Genomic DNA, 18060 nt, shown 5'->3' with positions numbered 1-18060 from the left:
GGGTATGAGTAGCGTCACGATAATCACAGATGCTGAATTTTCGGCGGAAGTGTTGCAAGCCGAACAGCCCGTGCTGGTCTATTTTTGGGCACCCTGGTGTGGTCCTTGCCGCTTGATGGCTCCAATGATGGACGCTGTAGCAGCGGATTATGGCGATCGCCTAAAGGTGATCAAAATGGAAGTTGATCCCAATCCAACATCCGTTAAAACCTATAAAGTGGATGGAGTTCCTGCCTTTCGCCTCTTTCAGGCAGGCGCGGTTGTTGCTTCCGTTGAAGGAGCGATTCCAAAGCAACAGATTGAAGCATTTTTGACTGCCAACATGTCAGCAGCATCCTGAATCCGACTCGTCCAGAATCTTGACGCAACCCCAATCATGCAGTTTGCCCAGCGATTAGCGCCCCTTCAATCGAACGTATTTGCTGATATGGATCAGGCAAAAGCAAAAGCGCGGAGCCTGGGACGGGAACTAATCGATTTATCGCTTGGCTCATCGGATTTGCCCACCCCGGAACCTGTGCTACGGGCGATCGCCGATTCTCTACCCGACTCCAGCACTCACGGCTATCTTCTATTTTCTGGAACTCAAGCGTTTCGCCAAGCTGCTGCCCAGTGGTATACCCAAAAGTTTGGCATCCCCGTTGATCCCGAAACCGAAGTACTGCCGCTGATTGGCTCTCAAGAAGGCACTGCCCATCTGCCACTCGCTATTCTCAATCCGGGAGACTTTGCGCTCTTACAAGATCCGGGCTATCCCTCTCATGCAGGCGGTGTTTACCTCGCCAGTGGACAAATCTATCCAATGCCGCTGCTGGCAGACAATCACTTTTTACCTGTACTAGAAGATATCCCGGCGACGGTGCTGGTGCAAGCAAAAATGATGGTGTTGAGCTACCCCCACAACCCTACCACTGCGATCGCGCCCTTAGAATTTTTTCAAAAAGCCGTCGCCTTTTGCCAGCACCATCATCTCGTTCTCGTCCACGACTTTCCCTACGTCGATTTAGTGTTTGATTCCTCCCTCGGTCAAGGGGGACAAAGGGAGGATCGGTTTGTTGCCACCGCACCCTCCATCCTGCAAGCTGACCCAAATAAAACCGTCTCTATTGAATTTTTCACCATGTCTAAGTCCTACAACATGGGCGGCTTTCGGGTGGGCTATGCGATCGGCAATGCAGAGTTAATTCGGGCGTTGCGTCAAGTGAAAGCGGCAATTGACTTTAACCAATATCGCGGCATTTTGAACGGGGCGATCGCGGCCCTAACTGGCTCCCAAGACTCTATTCAAACGGTCGTCGAAACCTTTCGTCAGCGCCGAGATGCGGCCGTTGCTGCCCTGCATCGCATCGGCTGGAACGTGCCCATCCCTACCGCCACGATGTATATCTGGGCAAAACTTCCCGATCCTTGGACGCAGAACTCTATCGGTTTTTCGACCCAACTCGTAGAAGCAACCGGGGTCGCCGTTTCGCCCGGTGCAGGCTTTGGCAAATCAGGCGAAGGCTATGTGCGCTTGGCGCTAGTGCATGAGCCAGTGGTGTTAGAAACCGCGATCGCCCGCATTCAGCAGTTTTTGGGCGAATCCTGAAGCTTAATTCATTTGGGAGTGCTTGCTTTTCAGTAGCAGTGGAGTGATGGATAGACAGCATGGATCGAAACCGCACAACCGTCTCAGTTCAGGAACGTAACAATAGTTTCGCGATCGCTTTCTCATTCATCTTTTTCCTTGTGGCGTTGGTGGGCGTATTGAACCACGAAATGTGGAGCGACGAACTGATGTTTTGGATGATGGCGCGGGATAATCACTCTCTAGGCGACCTAATCCGAACGCTGCGATTTGAGTATATGCATCCCTGGCTGTGGGGTATTTTGCTCTATGGGATTAGCCGCTTCACACGTGAACCTCTAGCAATGCAGGTGTTTCACATTGCGATCGCTACAGCTTCTATATTTTTGCTGGTCAGGTTTGCCCCCTTCACTCGCCTGCAAAAAGTGCTGCTATCTTTTGGCTACTTTTTCTTGTATGAGTACAGCGTCATTAGCCGTAACTACGGGCTGGGGGTGCTGGTCATCTTTTTATTTTGCGTCTTGTTTCCCAGTCGGCGACAGAGCTATTTACCGCTCGGTGGCGTTTTAGCGGTAATGGTAAACGTCAACTTCTACAGCCGCATGACCGCGATCGCTCTGGTTGCCATGCTGCTGCTGGAGCTTTGGCGCGATAAAATCCTGATAAAGCGAGCCTTTCAGCGAAAAGGAGAACTCACTGCCAGTGCATTGATTGTAATGGCAGGACTATTACTGTCCGTTATTCAGAATATTCCACCGGATAGAGGTGGTGGTTCCTTGGGACTTTTGAGCAATGGACTGACGCTGAAGCAGGTTGCCTCCGCGATCGCCAACCTGTGGCGCGCTTACTTTCCCATACCCGGATTGTCATTGCGCTTTTGGAACAGCAATATTTTGGATGATGGCACTGCCGCGCTTCTCAGTTGGATTCCACTTGGCTTCTCCATTGCCCTATTTCGTCACCGACCGCTAATCCTGTTTCTATACCTATTTAATCTGGCAGAAGTGCTGCTGTTTCATATTTTATGGACAGGGTTGGTGCGGCATTTGGGGATAATTTTCATTCTATTTATTGTGTGTTTGTGGCTCTCAAACGAGTATCCCGCAGAGCCAATACCAGCGCGCTCTAAGTTTCGGTTGCCAGGTTTTTTCGATCGCTACCAGGCTCAATTTTTAAGCGTTGTATTGGTAGTTCAAGTTGTGGCTGGCGTTTATGCCTATACCCTGGATTTGGTGAATCCTTTTTCGGCAGCAAGAGCCGTTGCCCAGTTTATTCGCAGCCAGCCAGGAGAACCTCGATTAGTTGCCGGAGCAATCGATGTGTTCACGCAATCGGTTTCAGGCCATTTAGATCAACCCATTTTTTATCCAGAACGCGATCGCCTGGGCACCTACATTAGTTCCGACCAGCGGGCATTGCGACCAACCTCGCAGCAATTGGTTGAAGTCATCACCAAAGTGCCTGGGGGCGACAACAGCTTGCTGATATTAAACAAACCTCTTAATCCGGTTCCAAAGATTCCCAACTGGAGTTTGACAGAAATTGCTCAGTTCCAGAACGCGATTGTTCGCGTCGAAAATTACTCGCTCTATTCCCTGCGCCGCAACCCGTAGAGCTACCTTCATTGATGTAACGAAATATTTTGATGTTCGCCGAATATGGATCGCCGGCATACACTGGTCAGGCTAAAATGCGATATTTATAAATTTTTGTAAAAAATATCCACTCTTCAACTACATCTAGTATGCTAAGCGTTCAAAGGCGGTATTTTTCATTTGTAGAACGCTAGATGTAGTTTTTTGAGTTGTTAATCCAGCGGAGCATTCCCTAAAGGTAGATATGGAAGAGTGGAAGTTTCTCGTACAAAAAGATGGCGATCGCTCCTGGCTGCCGCTGGATTCCCCCGATGTTGAAATTTTAGAAGGGCGATATCGCATCGTTGCACGATTTGCCCAGGCGAATACAGAAGTGCATATTCGCATCTGCCATTTAGCGATCGCAGAAGATCCCCCTAAGCGCCGACTTCAAAAACGCTTTAGTCAAACCAACGCGAATGGGCTGATGGTTGTGGTTCCCTACACCTACCTTAGTCCTGGCATTTGGGATTTTTCTTGTTTTTCCCCTGACCCAATGTCCCATTTGATGGGTGACACACTGCATCACTCCATTCGTTTACAGGTGTTTGCTCCTGTCCTTGACCAAGGTGAAGATTGGGATTGGGATGGCGACGAGTCAAATGATGTAGATGTGGAAATTGAATCCACTTCATCCCCAGAAACGCGATCGAGCGGGATGGAAAACAACGAAATTGAGCCGAACAATGTTGAGGAAAGCGCTTTATTAGAAGTTGCGGAAGCTCCAACTACGCCAGAAATCGTAGCTTTAAATGTGGAAATTGCTCAGGCATTGGGACTGTCTATGGATCGCTTAGTTGCGATGACAGAGCAGCTCTCTCATCAACTGATTGAAGAAGTGTTTCGAGAGTTTGGCACTGTCCCAAGTGCCAGTCAAGCTGAATTAAGGTTAGGTGCCAATGAGCCTATGCCTGAGTTAGCTATTGAACAAGATTTAGAGCCGCAGCCGCCAACGACCTTAGGGCAGGTGGATGCTAGAGCCGTGCAGATTATTTTGGAGCAGGAAGCATTTCAAGCCAGCGTCGGGCAGAGTGTAACTGTAGCAGGTCGTTTGATGCTACAGGATCGGTGGCAAATCCCCAAGATTGCACTCAGGACAGACAATAGCCTGGACCAGGCACAAAATGATGGAGAGACTGACTTAGATGGGGCGATTTTAGATGGGGCGATCGCAGCCTCAACGCAATGGATCGCTCAAGAACTGCGGATTTCTTTCCGCAATCCCCAAGATTCAGAAGTTATTTTTAGCAATCTCCAGTCTCTTACAAATGAGCAGTTGCCTCACGCCTTCAGCTTCACAGTAGAGTTGCCTGCCCACTTGACCACTCATCTTTTGATTGGGGAAATAGAACTGTGGGGATCCGCCTCCGAACAGGCTGAACCGATTGCCCTCCAAAGCGCAACCGTCACTGTTACCATGAATCCCGAAGAACTGATGGCAGAATTTCAGCGGGTGAGAACGGCGCTAGACCAAGAGCCAGACGACAGTGATTTGTCTGATTTGGCGGTTGAATTTAGTGAGCGGCTACACCGCTCCAAAACCAAGCCGGTTCTGGACCTCTCATTCTTAGACCTGACAGCGACAAATTTGGTTGCGGGGCAAGACCGAGCTTCAACGCAAGAGATCTCAGCGTTATCCCAAACTGCAAGATCTCAGGGATTGGGACTTCCGCCTCAATTGAGTGAACCTCAAACCGACTCCACTGGCATAAAGCGCAAGCTTGATCTGCCTGAGTTTATCGTGACCACTCGAACGACCACCAGCGCTACAGCTGTTCAGGAGGCGATCGCCCAGGAAACAATTGTTGAAGAACTGAATGAGCAGGTCAAGAGTGCAGAGGCTGGACATGAAAGTGAAGCAGCAGTTACAGAAGCGATTCGTGAAACGCTCTCGCCCGGAATCGCTGTTAGTGAATTGACCGAAAAAGAGCAAGATAGCGATGTTGATTCTGAGGTTATGGCTTTAATAGAGCAATTATCTATTGATGCAGCCAAAGCAGCAGATACCCCAACCGTTGTAGAGAAACCGTCGCCAATCAAGTCTGCGTTTCAAGCCTTGCGATTACAAGACCGCTTTTTAGAGCGTCTTTCGGTGTTGGCAGCCGATGAAGAATTGTTAGTCGCTTTAAAGGAAATTTTTCCACCAGAAACTACTACTGAAAGCAATTCAGTGACGGCTGAAGAAACCTTGACTCAAACCCCAGCAGAAGATTGGGTCACTCATGAAGTCGTCGTGGATGATGATCCGATGTGGCAAGAGTGGATGCGGCGATCGCTCTCCCGTGCCAAGCGAGGAGAAGCTTTGGAGTTGCCTTGTGCCAACCCACTGATGATGCCAGAAGACGAAGCGATTCCAGTTCCAATCATTGAGATTTTGACTGACGAAATCGTGGCAGGTAGACCGATGAATGTGCGGCTGAAACTGCCGAACCTGTTGCCCAAGATCTACATCAAGCTGTGGGTGAATGATTGCCAAACGCGATCGCTGTTGGATGGTCCCCGCTGGATGGTAGATTTCTTTCCCAATGGACACGACGAACTGGAAGCTGTAACTCAACTCACTGTTCCCTTCGGCACGCTGGCAATTCGACTAGAAGCGATCGCGGTAGAAGTGCAAACCCAACGAGAAAGCCAAAAGACTAGCTTCGACTGCGAAGTGATTCCCCCCGACTTTTTAGAACTGCCCCTCGAAGACTTTAACTTCTAAACTGTCAAGAATTCCCGTGCTAAATGCTTTCAAACCCGCTACTATAGCCTTAGAGTAGCGGGAACCAGTATCTATGTCCCAAGGCTTAACAACGGAAGTTGATCTCTCAGCAGATGAATTTGGTCTCTCACCAGATATTGACGCTTTGGTGATTGAGGATAATGCACCTGTGGATAATTTAATTTCCGAGAAACAGCAGCGTTTACTCACTGAGCCACTGTATAGCAACGAAAACCTGTTGGGTGATCGCATTTTTTTAGCCGCTGCAAACGTGGGTGTGTTTTATGCAATCAAACAGTCGCCTCTGGTGCCAGATGTTTTTGTCAGCCTAGATGTAGAAGTGCCGCAGGATTGGACACAAAAGAAAAACCGCTCTTATCTAATTTGGGAATTTGGCAAGCCGCCCGACATAGTGATCGAAATTGTTTCCAATCGGGAAGGAAACGAATTGGGTCGCAAATTGCGAGATTACGCCCGCATGGGAGTTGGATACTATGCTGTGTTTGATCCCTTACGTCAACTGGGCAGCACCGACTTGTATCTATTTGAAAATCGGGCAAATCGCTATCAAGAATTATCTGAGCACTGGTTTGAAGAAATTCAGCTGGGGTTAATGCTGTGGGATGGAGTCTTCGAGGGAAAGGGAGATCACTGGCTACGCTGGCATGATGCAACAGGAGCTGTGATTCCCACCGGCGCAGAACTGGCGAACCAAGAACGTCAACGCGCCAATACGGAAAGCCAACGTGCAGAGACAGAACGCCAACGCGCCGAAGCAGCAGAAGCGAGGGCAGCGCAGTTGGCAGCACAACTGCGATCTCTGGGCATCAATCCTGATTTGTAGAGGATACTCAATGGCGCGGAAACCGACGCTATCCTACGATCGCGGCACCCTGATTTTGCATCCGCCGCCAAGCGGAAAAGAATGGTTGGACTACGCAACTTGGGATGATCGCATTGAGCGCTTTCGAGTTCCGGCAAGCCAGTATCGCAGCTTAGTTTTAGGGCTACGCGCAGCAGATATTGATGTCATCGATAAAGCCAAGGGCTTTCAAGAAATTGAACTGGTGCCTAGCCTGGAAATGGAACCCTATCGGCATCAGCAGGAAGCCCTAGAAGCATGGAAGCAGGCGGGTCGAATGGGTGTGGTTGTGCTGCCCACAGCCGCCGGAAAAACCTACCTGGCGCAACTGGCAATGCAGTCAACGCAGCGCAGCACCCTGATTTTGGTGCCAACGTTGGATTTAATGCACCAGTGGTATGCTCACCTGATTGCAGCCTTTCCCGATGCCAACATTGGGCTACTGGGCGGCGGATCGCGCGATCGCACCCCCGTTTTGGTTGCTACCTACGATAGTGCCGCGATTAACGCCGAAACGTTGGGCAACCAGTATGCGCTACTGATATTTGATGAGTGCCATCATTTGCCTAGCGATTTTAACCGCGTGATTGCTGAATATGCGATCGCGCCCTACCGTCTTGGCTTAACCGCCACTCCAGAGCGCACCGATGGCAAACACGCCGATTTAGAGATTCTGATTGGTGCAGAACTCTATCGCCGTACTGCCGAAGAACTTTCAGGCACCGCCCTCGCAAAACACAAAGCGGTTCAAATTAAGGTGCACCTGTCGCGGCAAGAGCGGGAACAGTACGATCGTCTGATACAAACGCGCAATGCCTTTTTGCAAGAAGCCGATATTTACTTAAGCAGTACCCAGGGATGGCAGCGATTTGTGCAGGCAAGCGCCCGGTCTAAACCAGGGCGAAAAGCGATGCTGGCGCACCGCGAAGCCAGGGCGATCGCCTTTGGCACTGAAGGGAAACTGCGCGTGCTAGCCGATCTGCTCGCCACTCATTATCCTGAACGCACACTGATTTTCACCGACGACAACGCCACAGTTTATCGAATTTCTCAGGAATTTCTAATTCCTGCCATTACTCATCAAACAGGCGTTAAGGAGCGCCATGAAATTTTGACTCGGTTCAAACAGGGCGACTACCGCTGCTTAGTAGCCTCACGCGTGTTGAATGAAGGGGTCGATGTGCCCGATGCTAGTATCGCGATCGTGTTATCGGGCACAGGCTCCATACGGGAACATATTCAGCGGTTAGGGCGAGTATTGCGAAAGGGAAACAATCCTAACAAACTAGCGCTGCTATATGAAGTGGTGGCAGAAGACACCAGTGAGGAAAACGTTTCTCGTCGTCGTCATGGGCAAACCTCTGCCCAATCTGCTAAAACGGAAGTCTACCCCCAAATGGCTCAGCGACAGTTAGAGTTAGTGCCTACACCTTATGCTGCGCCAATAAGGGCTGAGTTGCAGGCGGCAGAAGCAGAGGGTGAATGGAATGATCTACCAAACAGCAATCAGCAGTCAGAACCAGGGGCAAAGAAATCTACTACAAAAAAATCAAAAAATAATCAGATCTAAGGAGTTTGCAGATGAAAAGCTGGATGATTGGCGGAATTGCGATCGCCTTACTGACTTGCACCCCCGCCCTAGGGCAGACTTTCTACAACAGTTACGGTGAAACCATCTCTCAATCTCAATATCAATCCCAGTATTCGCCTCACTATCCATCTCAATCTCAATCTCAGTATTCACCTCAATATCAATATCAATCTCCGTATTCGCCTCACTATCCATCTCAATATCAACATCGGTATTCGCCTCAAGCACCCGCAATTTATGTGGCTCCGGCCAGTTCCTCAATCGTTATTTATCGAAGTTCTTCCTACCCAAACCGCCGCGGCTTTGTCACTAATCCCTATAGACAATCGGTGCCTCTGTATCCAGCAGCCTCCATCTACGGCTATCCCTCATCTAATCGCTCAAACTCTATTCGCTTAAACTTAAATTTTGGGGGAATATCTGTGCCCCGACGATCTCGCTCTTGGCAAACTTACCCCAGCCAAACAATCTACTCTGCACCCAATTCTTATGGTGGTCAATATCCCATCTATGGCAGACCCTATCGTCAATAGACCTGAATTTTCTTTAGGGTTAGCCGTTAATGGCAATGATGCGATCGCTAACAACGATATATGCCGTGGAGTGTCGCGTTAGCGGCATTTCATGGCTACCTGTAAACTCGCCAAAAGAGGGCAAGATCAGCATATTTTGAGCATGGTCTAAATAAAAGCAAGGCAGTCGTAAATTATCAAGTTTGCTTTTCATTCGGATACAAGGATGCACATGACCACAGATGTTGAGGCAGCCAGGTTGAGGACTGGGTTCATGGCTAAGCACTACATTTTCAACCTGAATGGATGTTGTGATGCATTCAATCGAAAGTTGATTAAGAGTTGAGACAAGGGCGCGATCGTGGTTGCCCAGAATTAACGTAACATCTACTTGAGTAGCTGTTAAAAACTGAAACCAGCCATCCAAAACTTCATCGACTAAAGCAAATTTGGAATGAAATAGATCGCCCAATATAAACAGCCTTTGGGGGTGAAACATTTGGCATAGTGTTTGGAGGCGCTGGAGTGTCGCCTGATTTACTTGGTTAGAAACGGGAATTCCTGCGGCTTGAAACGTTTCCGATTTGCCTAAATGAACATCGGATACTAGCAAACTGTTGGCATCATTTAAATAGATCGCCTTTTCTGACAGCAACTTTAGCTTTACACCCGATAGTTCGATCGCTTCCATCTCAGAACCCATGAAAGCCTTCTAAATTAGCATCTTTGTGTCTGTAACCACTCAAATATTTGGGTTACGGTCATTGTTAAATGAATTCTTGCTAGAACGGGCAGCGTGCGATCGCCACGATAGATTTTTGGTACTTTTCGGGGTTCAAATACCCAAATTGAGTAATCCTCAAGATCAATCATCCAGCCAAGCTGACAACCATACTGCAAGCAATGCAGCAAGTTGTCAATTACGTGAGCGGCTTTTTGAGCAGGAGATAGAATTTCGATGGACCAACGAGGAGCTTCTAAAAATTCGTCTTTAGGTTCACCACGACTGTTGAATTGCAGTTGACTCCAAGCAATCACCGCAACATCGGGAACAACTGAGCGATCGCCAAACGTACAGCGAAATTCTGGTAAAACACTGTAATCATTGGTGCTGTCGTCAATGGCGCTAAGGAGGCATTGTTGCAAAATCGAATGTCGAGCTTTGGGCACAGGCTTTCGCAGAGGTTGCCCGTTGACAAACTCCCATGCAGGGGATTCCTCAAGATTTGGCAGCTTTAGAAATTCTTCGATGGTTAGCGTTTTAGGTAGTGCGGGGCTCATCTACTCACGGCTAGAGACTGCACAATGCAACACTTTCATCATAAAGCTTTCCCTTCTGATCGATTGGATTGCTGCCTTAATTCCACCTGATTGAATTGAGTGAGTTTAGCCCTATACCATTAGCCTTATATAATCAATGCATGTTCACAGCGCAATTCCATAGAGATTTCTGTGGAGAACTTCGCTAACGTTCTACGAATCGCTCATGCCATCTAAAGAAACCTTGTTTGCCCTATCGTTGTTTCCCTATCTAGGTTTTTTGTGGTTTCTCACCCGCTCAAAACAGACTCCACGCTTGGCGCTGATCGGGTTTTACATGCTTTTGGTGTTCGTCGCGGTCACTATTCCGGCTGGCATTTACGCCAAAGTCACCTATGGTAAAGAACTAGCAAATGTAGACTGGCTGCATGGTGGCGCAGAGTCTTTTCTCACCTTGTCCAATATTTTGGTGGTATTGGGTTTTCGGCAGGCGATCGCCGATCATCGCGCCGTTCCAAAAAATGAATAATTCACCCCATTATTTCTAGGAGCGATCGCTACCAGCTTTAAAAAAATCCAAATTCAAAACACGTTTGTATGAGAGTTGATCACTATGGGTTCTTCAATTGTGGTGACTAGCGAAAACTTTGCAACTGAAGTGCTGGAGAAATCCAACGAGCAGATTGTAATTGTTGATTTTTTCGCCCCGTGGTGCGGTCCTTGCCAAATAATCAAGCCTATGCTGGAAAAGTTGGTGCAAGAGTATGATTTTGTGCTGGCAAAAGTAGATATTGATGAAAATCCTGATCTGGCGCAAACCTACGGCGTACAGGGCATACCGGATGTCCGAATCGTGGCGGATGGCAAGGTGAATCAGGGCTTTGTTGGCGCGTTACCTGAATCTGAACTGCGACAGCTAATAGCGCAGCTAAACCCACCTCCGACTCTAGATGCATCCATGCAAAAAGTGTATGATGCAGCCGCAATCAATCAACTTAGCACTGCTGAATCATTGCTAAATACTTTGTTGGAACAACATTCTAACAATCGTGGAGTGATCTTAGAAGCTATCAACTTTTATATTGAAACAAACCAAATCGAAAGGGCACAGGCTCTTTTAACTGTGATTGAACATGAAACAGATTATGCACCTCAGATCAAGCTGCTCAAAGCCCTAATCTTTTTTAAGCAGATTGCCACGGAACCTGAAACCTCAGATGATCGCGATCGCCTATTTCAAACTGCGGCGAATCAGGTGTTAGTTGATGAATATCAAGCCGCTCTCGATACTTTATTAGAAATGCTCAGCCGCGATTCCCAGAGCGATCTCACGAGTCGAACCTACCGTGACGACGGTGTCCGCAGAGCCATGCTGACAGTATTTGATCTGCTGGGCGATGACCACCTTTTAACAAAAGAGTACCGCAAGAAACTGATGTCGGTATTGTATTGAAAGCAAGTATCCAACAATCATTAATCCTTGTTACTGTTGAGGGGTTGCTGGTTCAAGCTCATAACTCCTAAACCCTAGCGCTTCTCATGTTTCTACGTCTCGCCAAAACCAGTTCTCGCCAACGAGATATTGCTGAAGTTGTCCTCCGCAATGGCTGGGGCTACATGCGTCGGCTGTTATCTGGCACCAAAGCCGAAGAACCGCAGCTTCCGCCCCCTGCTGTTTTGCGAAATATTTTGACGGAACTCGGTCCGGTATTCGTCAAACTAGGGCAATTGCTGAGTACCCGCCCAGATCTGCTCCCCCCCGAATATATTCAAGAACTCACAGCCCTGCAAGCAGATGTGCCTCCGGTCGCGTGGCAAGAGATAGAAATATTGCTGCGTCAAGAAGTGCAAGAACCTTTGGACACGGTATTTGCAAAAATAAATCCTGACGCAGTTGCGGCTGGCTCGATCGCCCAAACCCATCGCGCAACCTTGGCAGACGGGCGTGAAGTGGCTCTCAAGGTGCAGCGCCCCGGCATTGATATCACCATCGAACAAGATATTACGCTGCTTCGTAGTTTGGCAGAACTCGCTTCCCTCACTAAGGTTGGGCAATACTACGACCTAAAAGCATTGGCTAAGGAATTTGCTACCGCGCTCCGGGGTGAACTCAACTTTTCCCAGGAGGCAGAGTGTACCGATCAACTCCGGCGCAACTTTGTAGGCAGTCGTTGGTTTGACTCCAATCGCCTGGTGGTGCCCGAAATCTATTGGGATTTAACCACGGATAAACTGCTGGTGATGGAATGGCTGGATGGAGTGCCACTGCTGAATGGAGATTTTCAAGGTATTGGATATGATGGCGATCGCAAAGCGGAGGAACAGGCGATCGTTAGCCTGTTGATTCGTGCCTTTTTCCAGCAGATTTACATCGATGGCTTCTTTCATGCCGATCCTCATCCTGGTAACCTGTTTTATCTCAACGATGGACGGTTGGCTTTATTAGACAGCGGCATGGTGGGACGGCTTGATCCACGCACGCAGCAAGCCCTTACCGAAATGATGCTAGCGATCGTCAACCTGGATGCCCAGCGCTGTGCCCAACTCACTCTCCAGTTGACAGAACCGATCGAACCCGTCAACATGGCACGGCTAGAAGCAGACTACGATCGCCTGCTGCGTCGTTACTATAACCTCAATCTAAACCAGGTTAATTTCAGTAAACTGTTTTATGAAATTCTCCAGCGCGCCCGTTCTAACAATCTGCGCGTCCCCGGTAACATGGGGCTTTATGCAAAGACTCTGGCAAATTTGGAAGGAGTTGCCCGCACGTTAGATCCAGAGTTTAACCTGACTGAGCAAATTAAACCTCTAATGACTGACTTGTTTCAGCGCCAGATTGTCGGAGAGGCGCCGATGCAGGCTTTATTGCGAACGGCTTTGGACTTAAAAAGCTTGGGCTTGCAATCTCCTCGCCAGATTGAAATGCTGCTCGATCGCGTTACCTCCGAAACCCTACAGTGGAAAGTTGATCTGCGAGACCTAGATTTACTCCGCCGCAGCATTGATGATTCCGCCAACCGCCTCTCTTTCAGCATCGTCGTTGGCTCAATGATCATGGGCGCAGCGCTCATCCTAGCAAACGATAATACCGGACGGCTCTTTTGGATTAGCAGCACTTTATTTTTCTCTGCTAGTTTCCTTGGCTTTTGGCTTATCGTCAGCATCTTGCGATCGGGACGACTTCGGTAACTAAGGCAAGTTTCTTTACGATAAAAGAAGGACATCAACCTTTGAATTCTTACTCTCTTCTTATGACCACTACTCCTTTAAGCTGGATTGAACTGGAGGCCCTGTCCACTTTCCAGGTTGATCCCATCAATGGCGCAACTAACGCTCAGGCTGAGTTACGCTTATTTGGTCATCCCGAATCTGATGTCCGCGTGACGCTGTATCGCGATAATCATGCCTGGTGCCCCTACTGCCAGAAAATTTGGTTGTGGTTAGAAGAGAAACAAATCCCGTACCGCATCGAAAAAGTAACGATGTTTTGCTACGGGCAAAAAGAAAGTTGGTACAAGCGCAAAGTGCCATCAGGAATGCTACCTGCTATTGCGCTAGACGATCGCATCATTACCGAAAGCGATGACATTTTGATCGCCTTGGAACAGGTTTTTGGTCCGCTCGGTTTAGGCATGACAGACTCAAAAGTGATGTTGCTCAGACAGTTAGAGCGTTTGTTATTCCGAGCCTGGTGCGCTTGGCTCTGTTATCCAGCGGGTTCATCCCGGCAAGAACAGGACAACCGCGCTCAATTTACAGCGATCGTGGCCAAGGTTGAGGCAGCCCTAAGTCGCACTCCCGGCGTTTATTTCCTAGATGATTTCGGCACGGTTGATGTGATCTTCACTCCCTATGTCGAACGGATGAATGCCAGTCTTTATTACTACAAGGGCTACTCTTTACGAGAAGAAAATCCACGCCTGTCTGCCTGGTTTGACGCGATGGAAAGCCGACCCACCTATCGTGGCACTCAAAGCGACTTCCATACTCATGTGCATGATCTCCCGCCTCAAATGGGTGGCTGCTTTGAAAACGGCGAACCTCAGATGCAGATCAACAAGCAACGAGTGGATAATGGTCCTTGGTTTGGTTTGCCTGATGTAACCTATCCAGAACCTGAAACTTCTCGTGTTGAGGCGCTCCATCGCGTGATTAAACACCGCACTAATATTATTCGGGTCAACCCTGCTGATGACCGCTTGTTTGATCAAGCGCTGCGGTGTGCCCTGACATTAATGATGACTGGAGAAACTTGCACGCCTCCATCCGGATCAGATACCGCCCTGCGGTACTTGCGCGATCGCATCAACGTTCCTCGTGACATGTCGATCTATGCTGCCAAACATCTCAGAGAATCTCTAGAAAAAACGGCGGCCTTAGTGGGCGATCGCCAAGGCATCCCCCTGCCCACAAACCATCGACGTGATCAAGATCCGGCGAACTTTGCTAGACGTTAGAACTGAATTTAGTGATGCTTACACAGATCTATCAATCGCCTTAGCATCTGATTAGTCGGCTTTTAAAACATGACTAAGCAATTATTTGCAAGTACCCTTATGCTGAAAATTGACTAAACTATTCACTGAATATTGAGCATTAAATATTTTGGGCGATCGCGTTAAATAAACAGTTGATTTGGTGTAGATGGAAAAAAATTTAAGATAGTGTGTTTGCGATTACTAAGTTATTTCAATCAATTCATTAATTTCGGGAAAATACACAACTAATACTGAGTCAAACATCAACTCAAACATGATGTTACACATCAAGCTGTTATACTTATGAAAGTTAACAATCATTATTAATAGATGACACTGTTAACAGATGACACACACTAGGTGAAATACATGGCTGATATTGTTGATACTGCTGTTAGTGCTGGATCTTTTAGCACTTTGGTTGCTGCCGTCAAGGCTGCTGGCTTAGTCGAAACCCTCAAAGGTACAGGACCATTTACAGTCTTCGCACCAACGGATGAGGCGTTTGCCAAATTGCCAGCAGGCACAGTAGATGGACTACTCAAAGACATCCCTCAACTTAAGAAGATTCTGACCTACCATGTCGTATCAGGCAAGGTAATGGCAGCTGATGTCACAAACCTGAAATCAGCTAAGACCGTTGAAGGTTCAGAGGTCAAGATCGATGCTTCCAATGGCGTTAAGATCAACGATTCTACAGTTACAACTGCTGATGTAGCGGCTGACAATGGTGTTATTCACATCATCGATACCGTGCTAATGCCCGCATAAATTCATTCTCAAGAATAGCAGTTGCTATTCTTGAGAATCTCCTTGTAAAACTCAAAAACAAGGCAACGTTTATTTGTTAGTTGTCTAGAGCATGATGCTGTATTTTTTGGCATCATGCTTTAGATATATATGGATTGAAGTAATGTAATCTGTACATGTTTTTGCGTGCTTATCTGTACTTTTCCTACGTTTTACTTCGCTTTATAGGATTGGAAATATACTAATGGCTATGCCAAAAATTGATGCTTGTTTGATTGAAATTGTAGAAAACGCGGGGAGCATTTAGATTTCAATCGGCTTGAACGTACGACGCTGTCCCGCACCTAAAAGTTAACTTAAATAGTTACCGAGGGAGTTATGAAAGCATTGTTACTCTATCCTAAATTTCCGCAGTCCTTCTGGTCATACGATCGCTTCATGGAGATTGCTGGACTGAAAGCAGTGATTCCACCCCTAGGAATTATTACAGTTGCTGCGCTTTTGCCCCAAGATTGGGAGATTCGATTTCGCGATCGCAATGTCACCTGTGAAACAGAAGCCGATTGGGCATGGTGCGATTTAGTGATTATCTCAGCCATGATTGTGCATAAACCGGATTTCCAGGCGCTGATTCGGAAAGCTGTCAGATTGGGTAAATCAGTTGCAGTAGGGGGTCCTTATCCTACTTCTGTTCCTCAAGATGCCTTAGACGCTGGAGCACATTTCTTGATTTTAGATGAAGGTGAGATGACAGTTCCCAAGTTTCTGGAAGCGCTCCGTCAAGGTGAAACTCAGGGAATTTTCCGCTCCATTGACAAGCCAGATGTCACCCAAAGCCCAATGCCACGCTTTGACTTGCTAAAGCAGGATGCTTACTTGATGATGGCAATTCAGTTTTCGCGCGGATGTCCTTTTAACTGCGAATTTTGCGACATCATTTCTCTTTATGGTCGCAAACCTCGCACCAAGGAGCCAGATCAAGCCTTAGCAGAGCTACAAACTCTCTATGATTTAGGTTGGCGCGGCTCACTTTTCATCGTGGATGATAACTTTATTGGCAATCAGCGGAATGTGAAGCGCTTTCTCAGGGAACTGGTTCCCTGGATGGAACAGCATAACCATCCATTCACTTTTATTACTGAAGCATCCGTTAATCTGGCAGAAGACGATGAGATGCTGCAACTGATGGGTGAAGCAGGTTTCTATGCAGTCTTTCTCGGCATCGAAACTCCTGACCAGGATAGCTTACAAGTCACCCGCAAGGTGCAAAATACTCGCAATCCTCTTATAGAAGCTTGCCTCAAAATCAATGAAGCAGGGCTACTGATCTACGCCGGGTTTATCCTCGGTTTTGATGGAGAGCGATCAGGAGCAGGCGATCGCATTCAAGCCTTCATTGAACAAACCAGTATTCCTCAACCTATGTTGGGTATCCTTCAAGCTCTCCCCAACACAGCCCTCTGGGATCGCTTGCAAAGAGAACAGCGATTGATTGAGGGCACCAACCATGCGACGGGCGATCTAAACATGCTGATGAATTTTGTGCCAACTCGACCCATTTCCGAAATCGCCGAAGAGTACGTCGAAGGTTTTTGGACGTTGTACGAGCCTCAGAATTATCTCAGACGCTGTTTGCAGCAATGCCTTAAGATTCGCTTGAAGAGTAAAGAACAAACGATGCAATTTCCGCTGAGTAAGGGGCTACGGTTAATTACCCAAATCATTTGGCATCAAGGGATTCGGCGACCTGAAATTCGAGGACAATTCTGGCATCAACTCTGGATCATCCTCTTACACAAGCCGCAGGTTCTTAATATGTACCTGGGTCTATGCGCTGCTGGCGAACACTTTTGGGAATATCGTGCATTAGCCAGAGAGCGAATTACTCAACAGATTGGTTATGACCCACTCGAACACTCTAGGGTGTCTGAGCCAGAATCAGTGTTGATACACTAGTGCTTCTGGACAACGTTGATCGACAATTTGTGACTGCAAGGATTGGGTCAACTATGGAAGTAAGACCTACGTACCAGCTTGGAGAGAAGCTATGTCTAACTGCCACTCGTGCTTCAGGAGTTCTTGATACATTTTTTCTTGAACCATCATCAGCCGATACTGTTCAACCAAGAACTCTTGAGCTTGCTCACGAGACATTGACTGTACTTGGTCTGCAAAGCGTCTGAGGCTAAATTCCTGTTCAAGGGTAAGTTCGATTGCCTGGTTCATAAATGCCTCTTTTACCGAAATAAGTGGAGAAAATGTGAGCCTGCTATAGGCTAGCTGTCTTGAAATCTTGCTTTGAACCCAATAGCTGATTACCTTGACCTCATAGACCTACGTCTGTCATCAAGGAGGAACAAGCTTTTTTGTTTCGTTATGTTAACTACTATAACGAATTATTTACATAATTGACAATTTCAAAGATTACAAGCGCGAGCACTTTTGTTTGTAGTGAAACCTTACCAAAAGGGGTTCTCGTGCGTATGGCAAAGTGGTTGTCGTTTAATCAATAAAAAATTCCCACCTGCTCAGCTTGAGTGAGAAGTGGGAATTTCAATTAATAAAACGATCGCTCGCCCTATAAAGAATCCATATTGAACATCAGTCGTAAAAGCTTTGGGCCTTTACATAGTTAGATTGTGGGTCCGTCATGTCTCTTGGGATCTTTCTTTTGCTTCTTTGATCCATCAGATTCG

16 protein-coding genes are annotated in these 18060 nt (G+C 47.6%); 13 read left to right on the top strand and 3 right to left on the bottom strand.

Annotated features, from left to right (window positions below; all coding sequences use genetic code 11):
* Positions 1 to 4: 4 nt before the first annotated feature.
* From JOY44_RS17885 to JOY44_RS17855, 7 genes are all read left to right on the top strand, one after another.
* Positions 5 to 340, top strand: a complete 336-nt coding sequence (locus JOY44_RS17885; protein WP_171574950.1) for a thioredoxin family protein — start codon at positions 5 to 7, stop codon at positions 338 to 340.
* Positions 341 to 376: 36 nt separating this feature from the next.
* Positions 377 to 1588 (top strand): LL-diaminopimelate aminotransferase, encoded by a 1212-nt coding sequence (locus JOY44_RS17880; RefSeq protein ID WP_171574949.1) that lies wholly within the window; start codon positions 377 to 379, stop codon positions 1586 to 1588.
* Positions 1589 to 1647: 59 nt separating this feature from the next.
* Complete coding sequence (locus JOY44_RS17875) at positions 1648 to 3180, top strand: hypothetical protein (protein WP_171574948.1); 1533 nt, start codon at positions 1648 to 1650, stop codon at positions 3178 to 3180.
* Positions 3181 to 3406: 226 nt separating this feature from the next.
* Complete coding sequence (locus tag JOY44_RS17870) at positions 3407 to 5908, top strand: hypothetical protein (protein WP_171574947.1); 2502 nt, start codon at positions 3407 to 3409, stop codon at positions 5906 to 5908.
* A gap of 73 nt (positions 5909 to 5981) precedes the next feature.
* Positions 5982 to 6752: a Uma2 family endonuclease gene (locus tag JOY44_RS17865; RefSeq protein WP_171574946.1), complete on the top strand. Its 771-nt coding sequence runs from the start codon at positions 5982 to 5984 to the stop codon at positions 6750 to 6752.
* Positions 6753 to 6762: 10 nt separating this feature from the next.
* Positions 6763 to 8340 (top strand): DEAD/DEAH box helicase, encoded by a 1578-nt coding sequence (locus JOY44_RS17860; protein ID WP_171574945.1) that lies wholly within the window; start codon positions 6763 to 6765, stop codon positions 8338 to 8340.
* Between the two features lie 11 nt (positions 8341 to 8351).
* A complete protein-coding gene (locus tag JOY44_RS17855; RefSeq protein WP_171574944.1) occupies positions 8352 to 8894 on the top strand; it encodes a hypothetical protein in 543 nt (180 codons plus the stop codon).
* A 19-nt stretch (positions 8895 to 8913) separates the two neighbouring features.
* Here the strand turns inward: JOY44_RS17855 and pdeM are convergent, their stop codons facing one another.
* Positions 8914 to 9576: a ligase-associated DNA damage response endonuclease PdeM gene (pdeM, locus tag JOY44_RS17850; protein ID WP_171574943.1), complete on the bottom strand. Its 663-nt coding sequence runs from the start codon at positions 9574 to 9576 to the stop codon at positions 8914 to 8916.
* Positions 9577 to 9590: 14 nt separating this feature from the next.
* The gene (locus JOY44_RS17845) at positions 9591 to 10154 is read right to left on the bottom strand and encodes a Uma2 family endonuclease (RefSeq protein WP_171574942.1); all 564 of its coding nucleotides are present in this window, start codon (positions 10152 to 10154) and stop codon (positions 9591 to 9593) included.
* A 205-nt stretch (positions 10155 to 10359) separates the two neighbouring features.
* On the opposite strand from JOY44_RS17845, the gene JOY44_RS17840 reads away from it, so the two are divergent.
* From JOY44_RS17840 to JOY44_RS17815, 6 genes are all read left to right on the top strand, one after another.
* Positions 10360 to 10662 carry a DUF3593 domain-containing protein gene (locus JOY44_RS17840; protein WP_171574941.1) on the top strand — a complete coding sequence of 101 codons (303 nt, stop codon included), beginning with the start codon at positions 10360 to 10362 and terminating at the stop codon, positions 10660 to 10662.
* A gap of 84 nt (positions 10663 to 10746) precedes the next feature.
* The gene (locus JOY44_RS17835) at positions 10747 to 11586 is read left to right on the top strand and encodes a tetratricopeptide repeat protein (RefSeq protein ID WP_171574940.1); all 840 of its coding nucleotides are present in this window, start codon (positions 10747 to 10749) and stop codon (positions 11584 to 11586) included.
* 86 nt (positions 11587 to 11672) lie between these two features.
* A complete protein-coding gene (locus JOY44_RS17830) occupies positions 11673 to 13325 on the top strand; it encodes an ABC1 kinase family protein (RefSeq protein WP_171574939.1) in 1653 nt (550 codons plus the stop codon).
* A gap of 62 nt (positions 13326 to 13387) precedes the next feature.
* Positions 13388 to 14593 carry a glutathione S-transferase family protein gene (locus JOY44_RS17825; RefSeq protein ID WP_171574938.1) on the top strand — a complete coding sequence of 402 codons (1206 nt, stop codon included), beginning with the start codon at positions 13388 to 13390 and terminating at the stop codon, positions 14591 to 14593.
* Positions 14594 to 14983: 390 nt separating this feature from the next.
* A complete protein-coding gene (locus JOY44_RS17820) occupies positions 14984 to 15385 on the top strand; it encodes a fasciclin domain-containing protein (RefSeq protein ID WP_171574937.1) in 402 nt (133 codons plus the stop codon).
* Positions 15386 to 15742: 357 nt separating this feature from the next.
* Complete coding sequence (locus tag JOY44_RS17815) at positions 15743 to 17320, top strand: B12-binding domain-containing radical SAM protein (RefSeq protein WP_171574936.1); 1578 nt, start codon at positions 15743 to 15745, stop codon at positions 17318 to 17320.
* A 66-nt stretch (positions 17321 to 17386) separates the two neighbouring features.
* Here JOY44_RS17815 and JOY44_RS17810 read toward each other — a convergent pair whose 3' ends face one another.
* Positions 17387 to 17590 (bottom strand): NblA/ycf18 family protein, encoded by a 204-nt coding sequence (locus tag JOY44_RS17810; RefSeq protein ID WP_171574935.1) that lies wholly within the window; start codon positions 17588 to 17590, stop codon positions 17387 to 17389.
* Positions 17591 to 18060: the final 470 nt, after the last annotated feature.

This window comes from Leptolyngbya sp. Cla-17 (assembly GCF_016807185.1).
Classification (GTDB): Bacteria; Cyanobacteriota; Cyanobacteriia; order Leptolyngbyales; family Leptolyngbyaceae; genus ULC077BIN1.
Note: the sequence above shows the minus strand (reverse complement) of the source record. Positions and strands in the feature narration are given on the sequence as shown.

Coding starts and splice junctions, on each gene's coding strand:
- JOY44_RS17885 (WP_171574950.1), top strand. CDS start 5: ATGAGTAGCGTCACGATAATCACAGATGCTGAATTTTCGGCGGAAGTG.
- JOY44_RS17880 (WP_171574949.1), top strand. CDS start 377: ATGCAGTTTGCCCAGCGATTAGCGCCCCTTCAATCGAACGTATTTGCT.
- JOY44_RS17875 (WP_171574948.1), top strand. CDS start 1,648: ATGGATCGAAACCGCACAACCGTCTCAGTTCAGGAACGTAACAATAGT.
- JOY44_RS17870 (WP_171574947.1), top strand. CDS start 3,407: ATGGAAGAGTGGAAGTTTCTCGTACAAAAAGATGGCGATCGCTCCTGG.
- JOY44_RS17865 (WP_171574946.1), top strand. CDS start 5,982: ATGTCCCAAGGCTTAACAACGGAAGTTGATCTCTCAGCAGATGAATTT.
- JOY44_RS17860 (WP_171574945.1), top strand. CDS start 6,763: ATGGCGCGGAAACCGACGCTATCCTACGATCGCGGCACCCTGATTTTG.
- JOY44_RS17855 (WP_171574944.1), top strand. CDS start 8,352: ATGAAAAGCTGGATGATTGGCGGAATTGCGATCGCCTTACTGACTTGC.
- pdeM (WP_171574943.1), bottom strand. CDS start 9,576: ATGGGTTCTGAGATGGAAGCGATCGAACTATCGGGTGTAAAGCTAAAG.
- JOY44_RS17845 (WP_171574942.1), bottom strand. CDS start 10,154: ATGAGCCCCGCACTACCTAAAACGCTAACCATCGAAGAATTTCTAAAG.
- JOY44_RS17840 (WP_171574941.1), top strand. CDS start 10,360: ATGCCATCTAAAGAAACCTTGTTTGCCCTATCGTTGTTTCCCTATCTA.
- JOY44_RS17835 (WP_171574940.1), top strand. CDS start 10,747: ATGGGTTCTTCAATTGTGGTGACTAGCGAAAACTTTGCAACTGAAGTG.
- JOY44_RS17830 (WP_171574939.1), top strand. CDS start 11,673: ATGTTTCTACGTCTCGCCAAAACCAGTTCTCGCCAACGAGATATTGCT.
- JOY44_RS17825 (WP_171574938.1), top strand. CDS start 13,388: ATGACCACTACTCCTTTAAGCTGGATTGAACTGGAGGCCCTGTCCACT.
- JOY44_RS17820 (WP_171574937.1), top strand. CDS start 14,984: ATGGCTGATATTGTTGATACTGCTGTTAGTGCTGGATCTTTTAGCACT.
- JOY44_RS17815 (WP_171574936.1), top strand. CDS start 15,743: ATGAAAGCATTGTTACTCTATCCTAAATTTCCGCAGTCCTTCTGGTCA.
- JOY44_RS17810 (WP_171574935.1), bottom strand. CDS start 17,590: ATGAACCAGGCAATCGAACTTACCCTTGAACAGGAATTTAGCCTCAGA.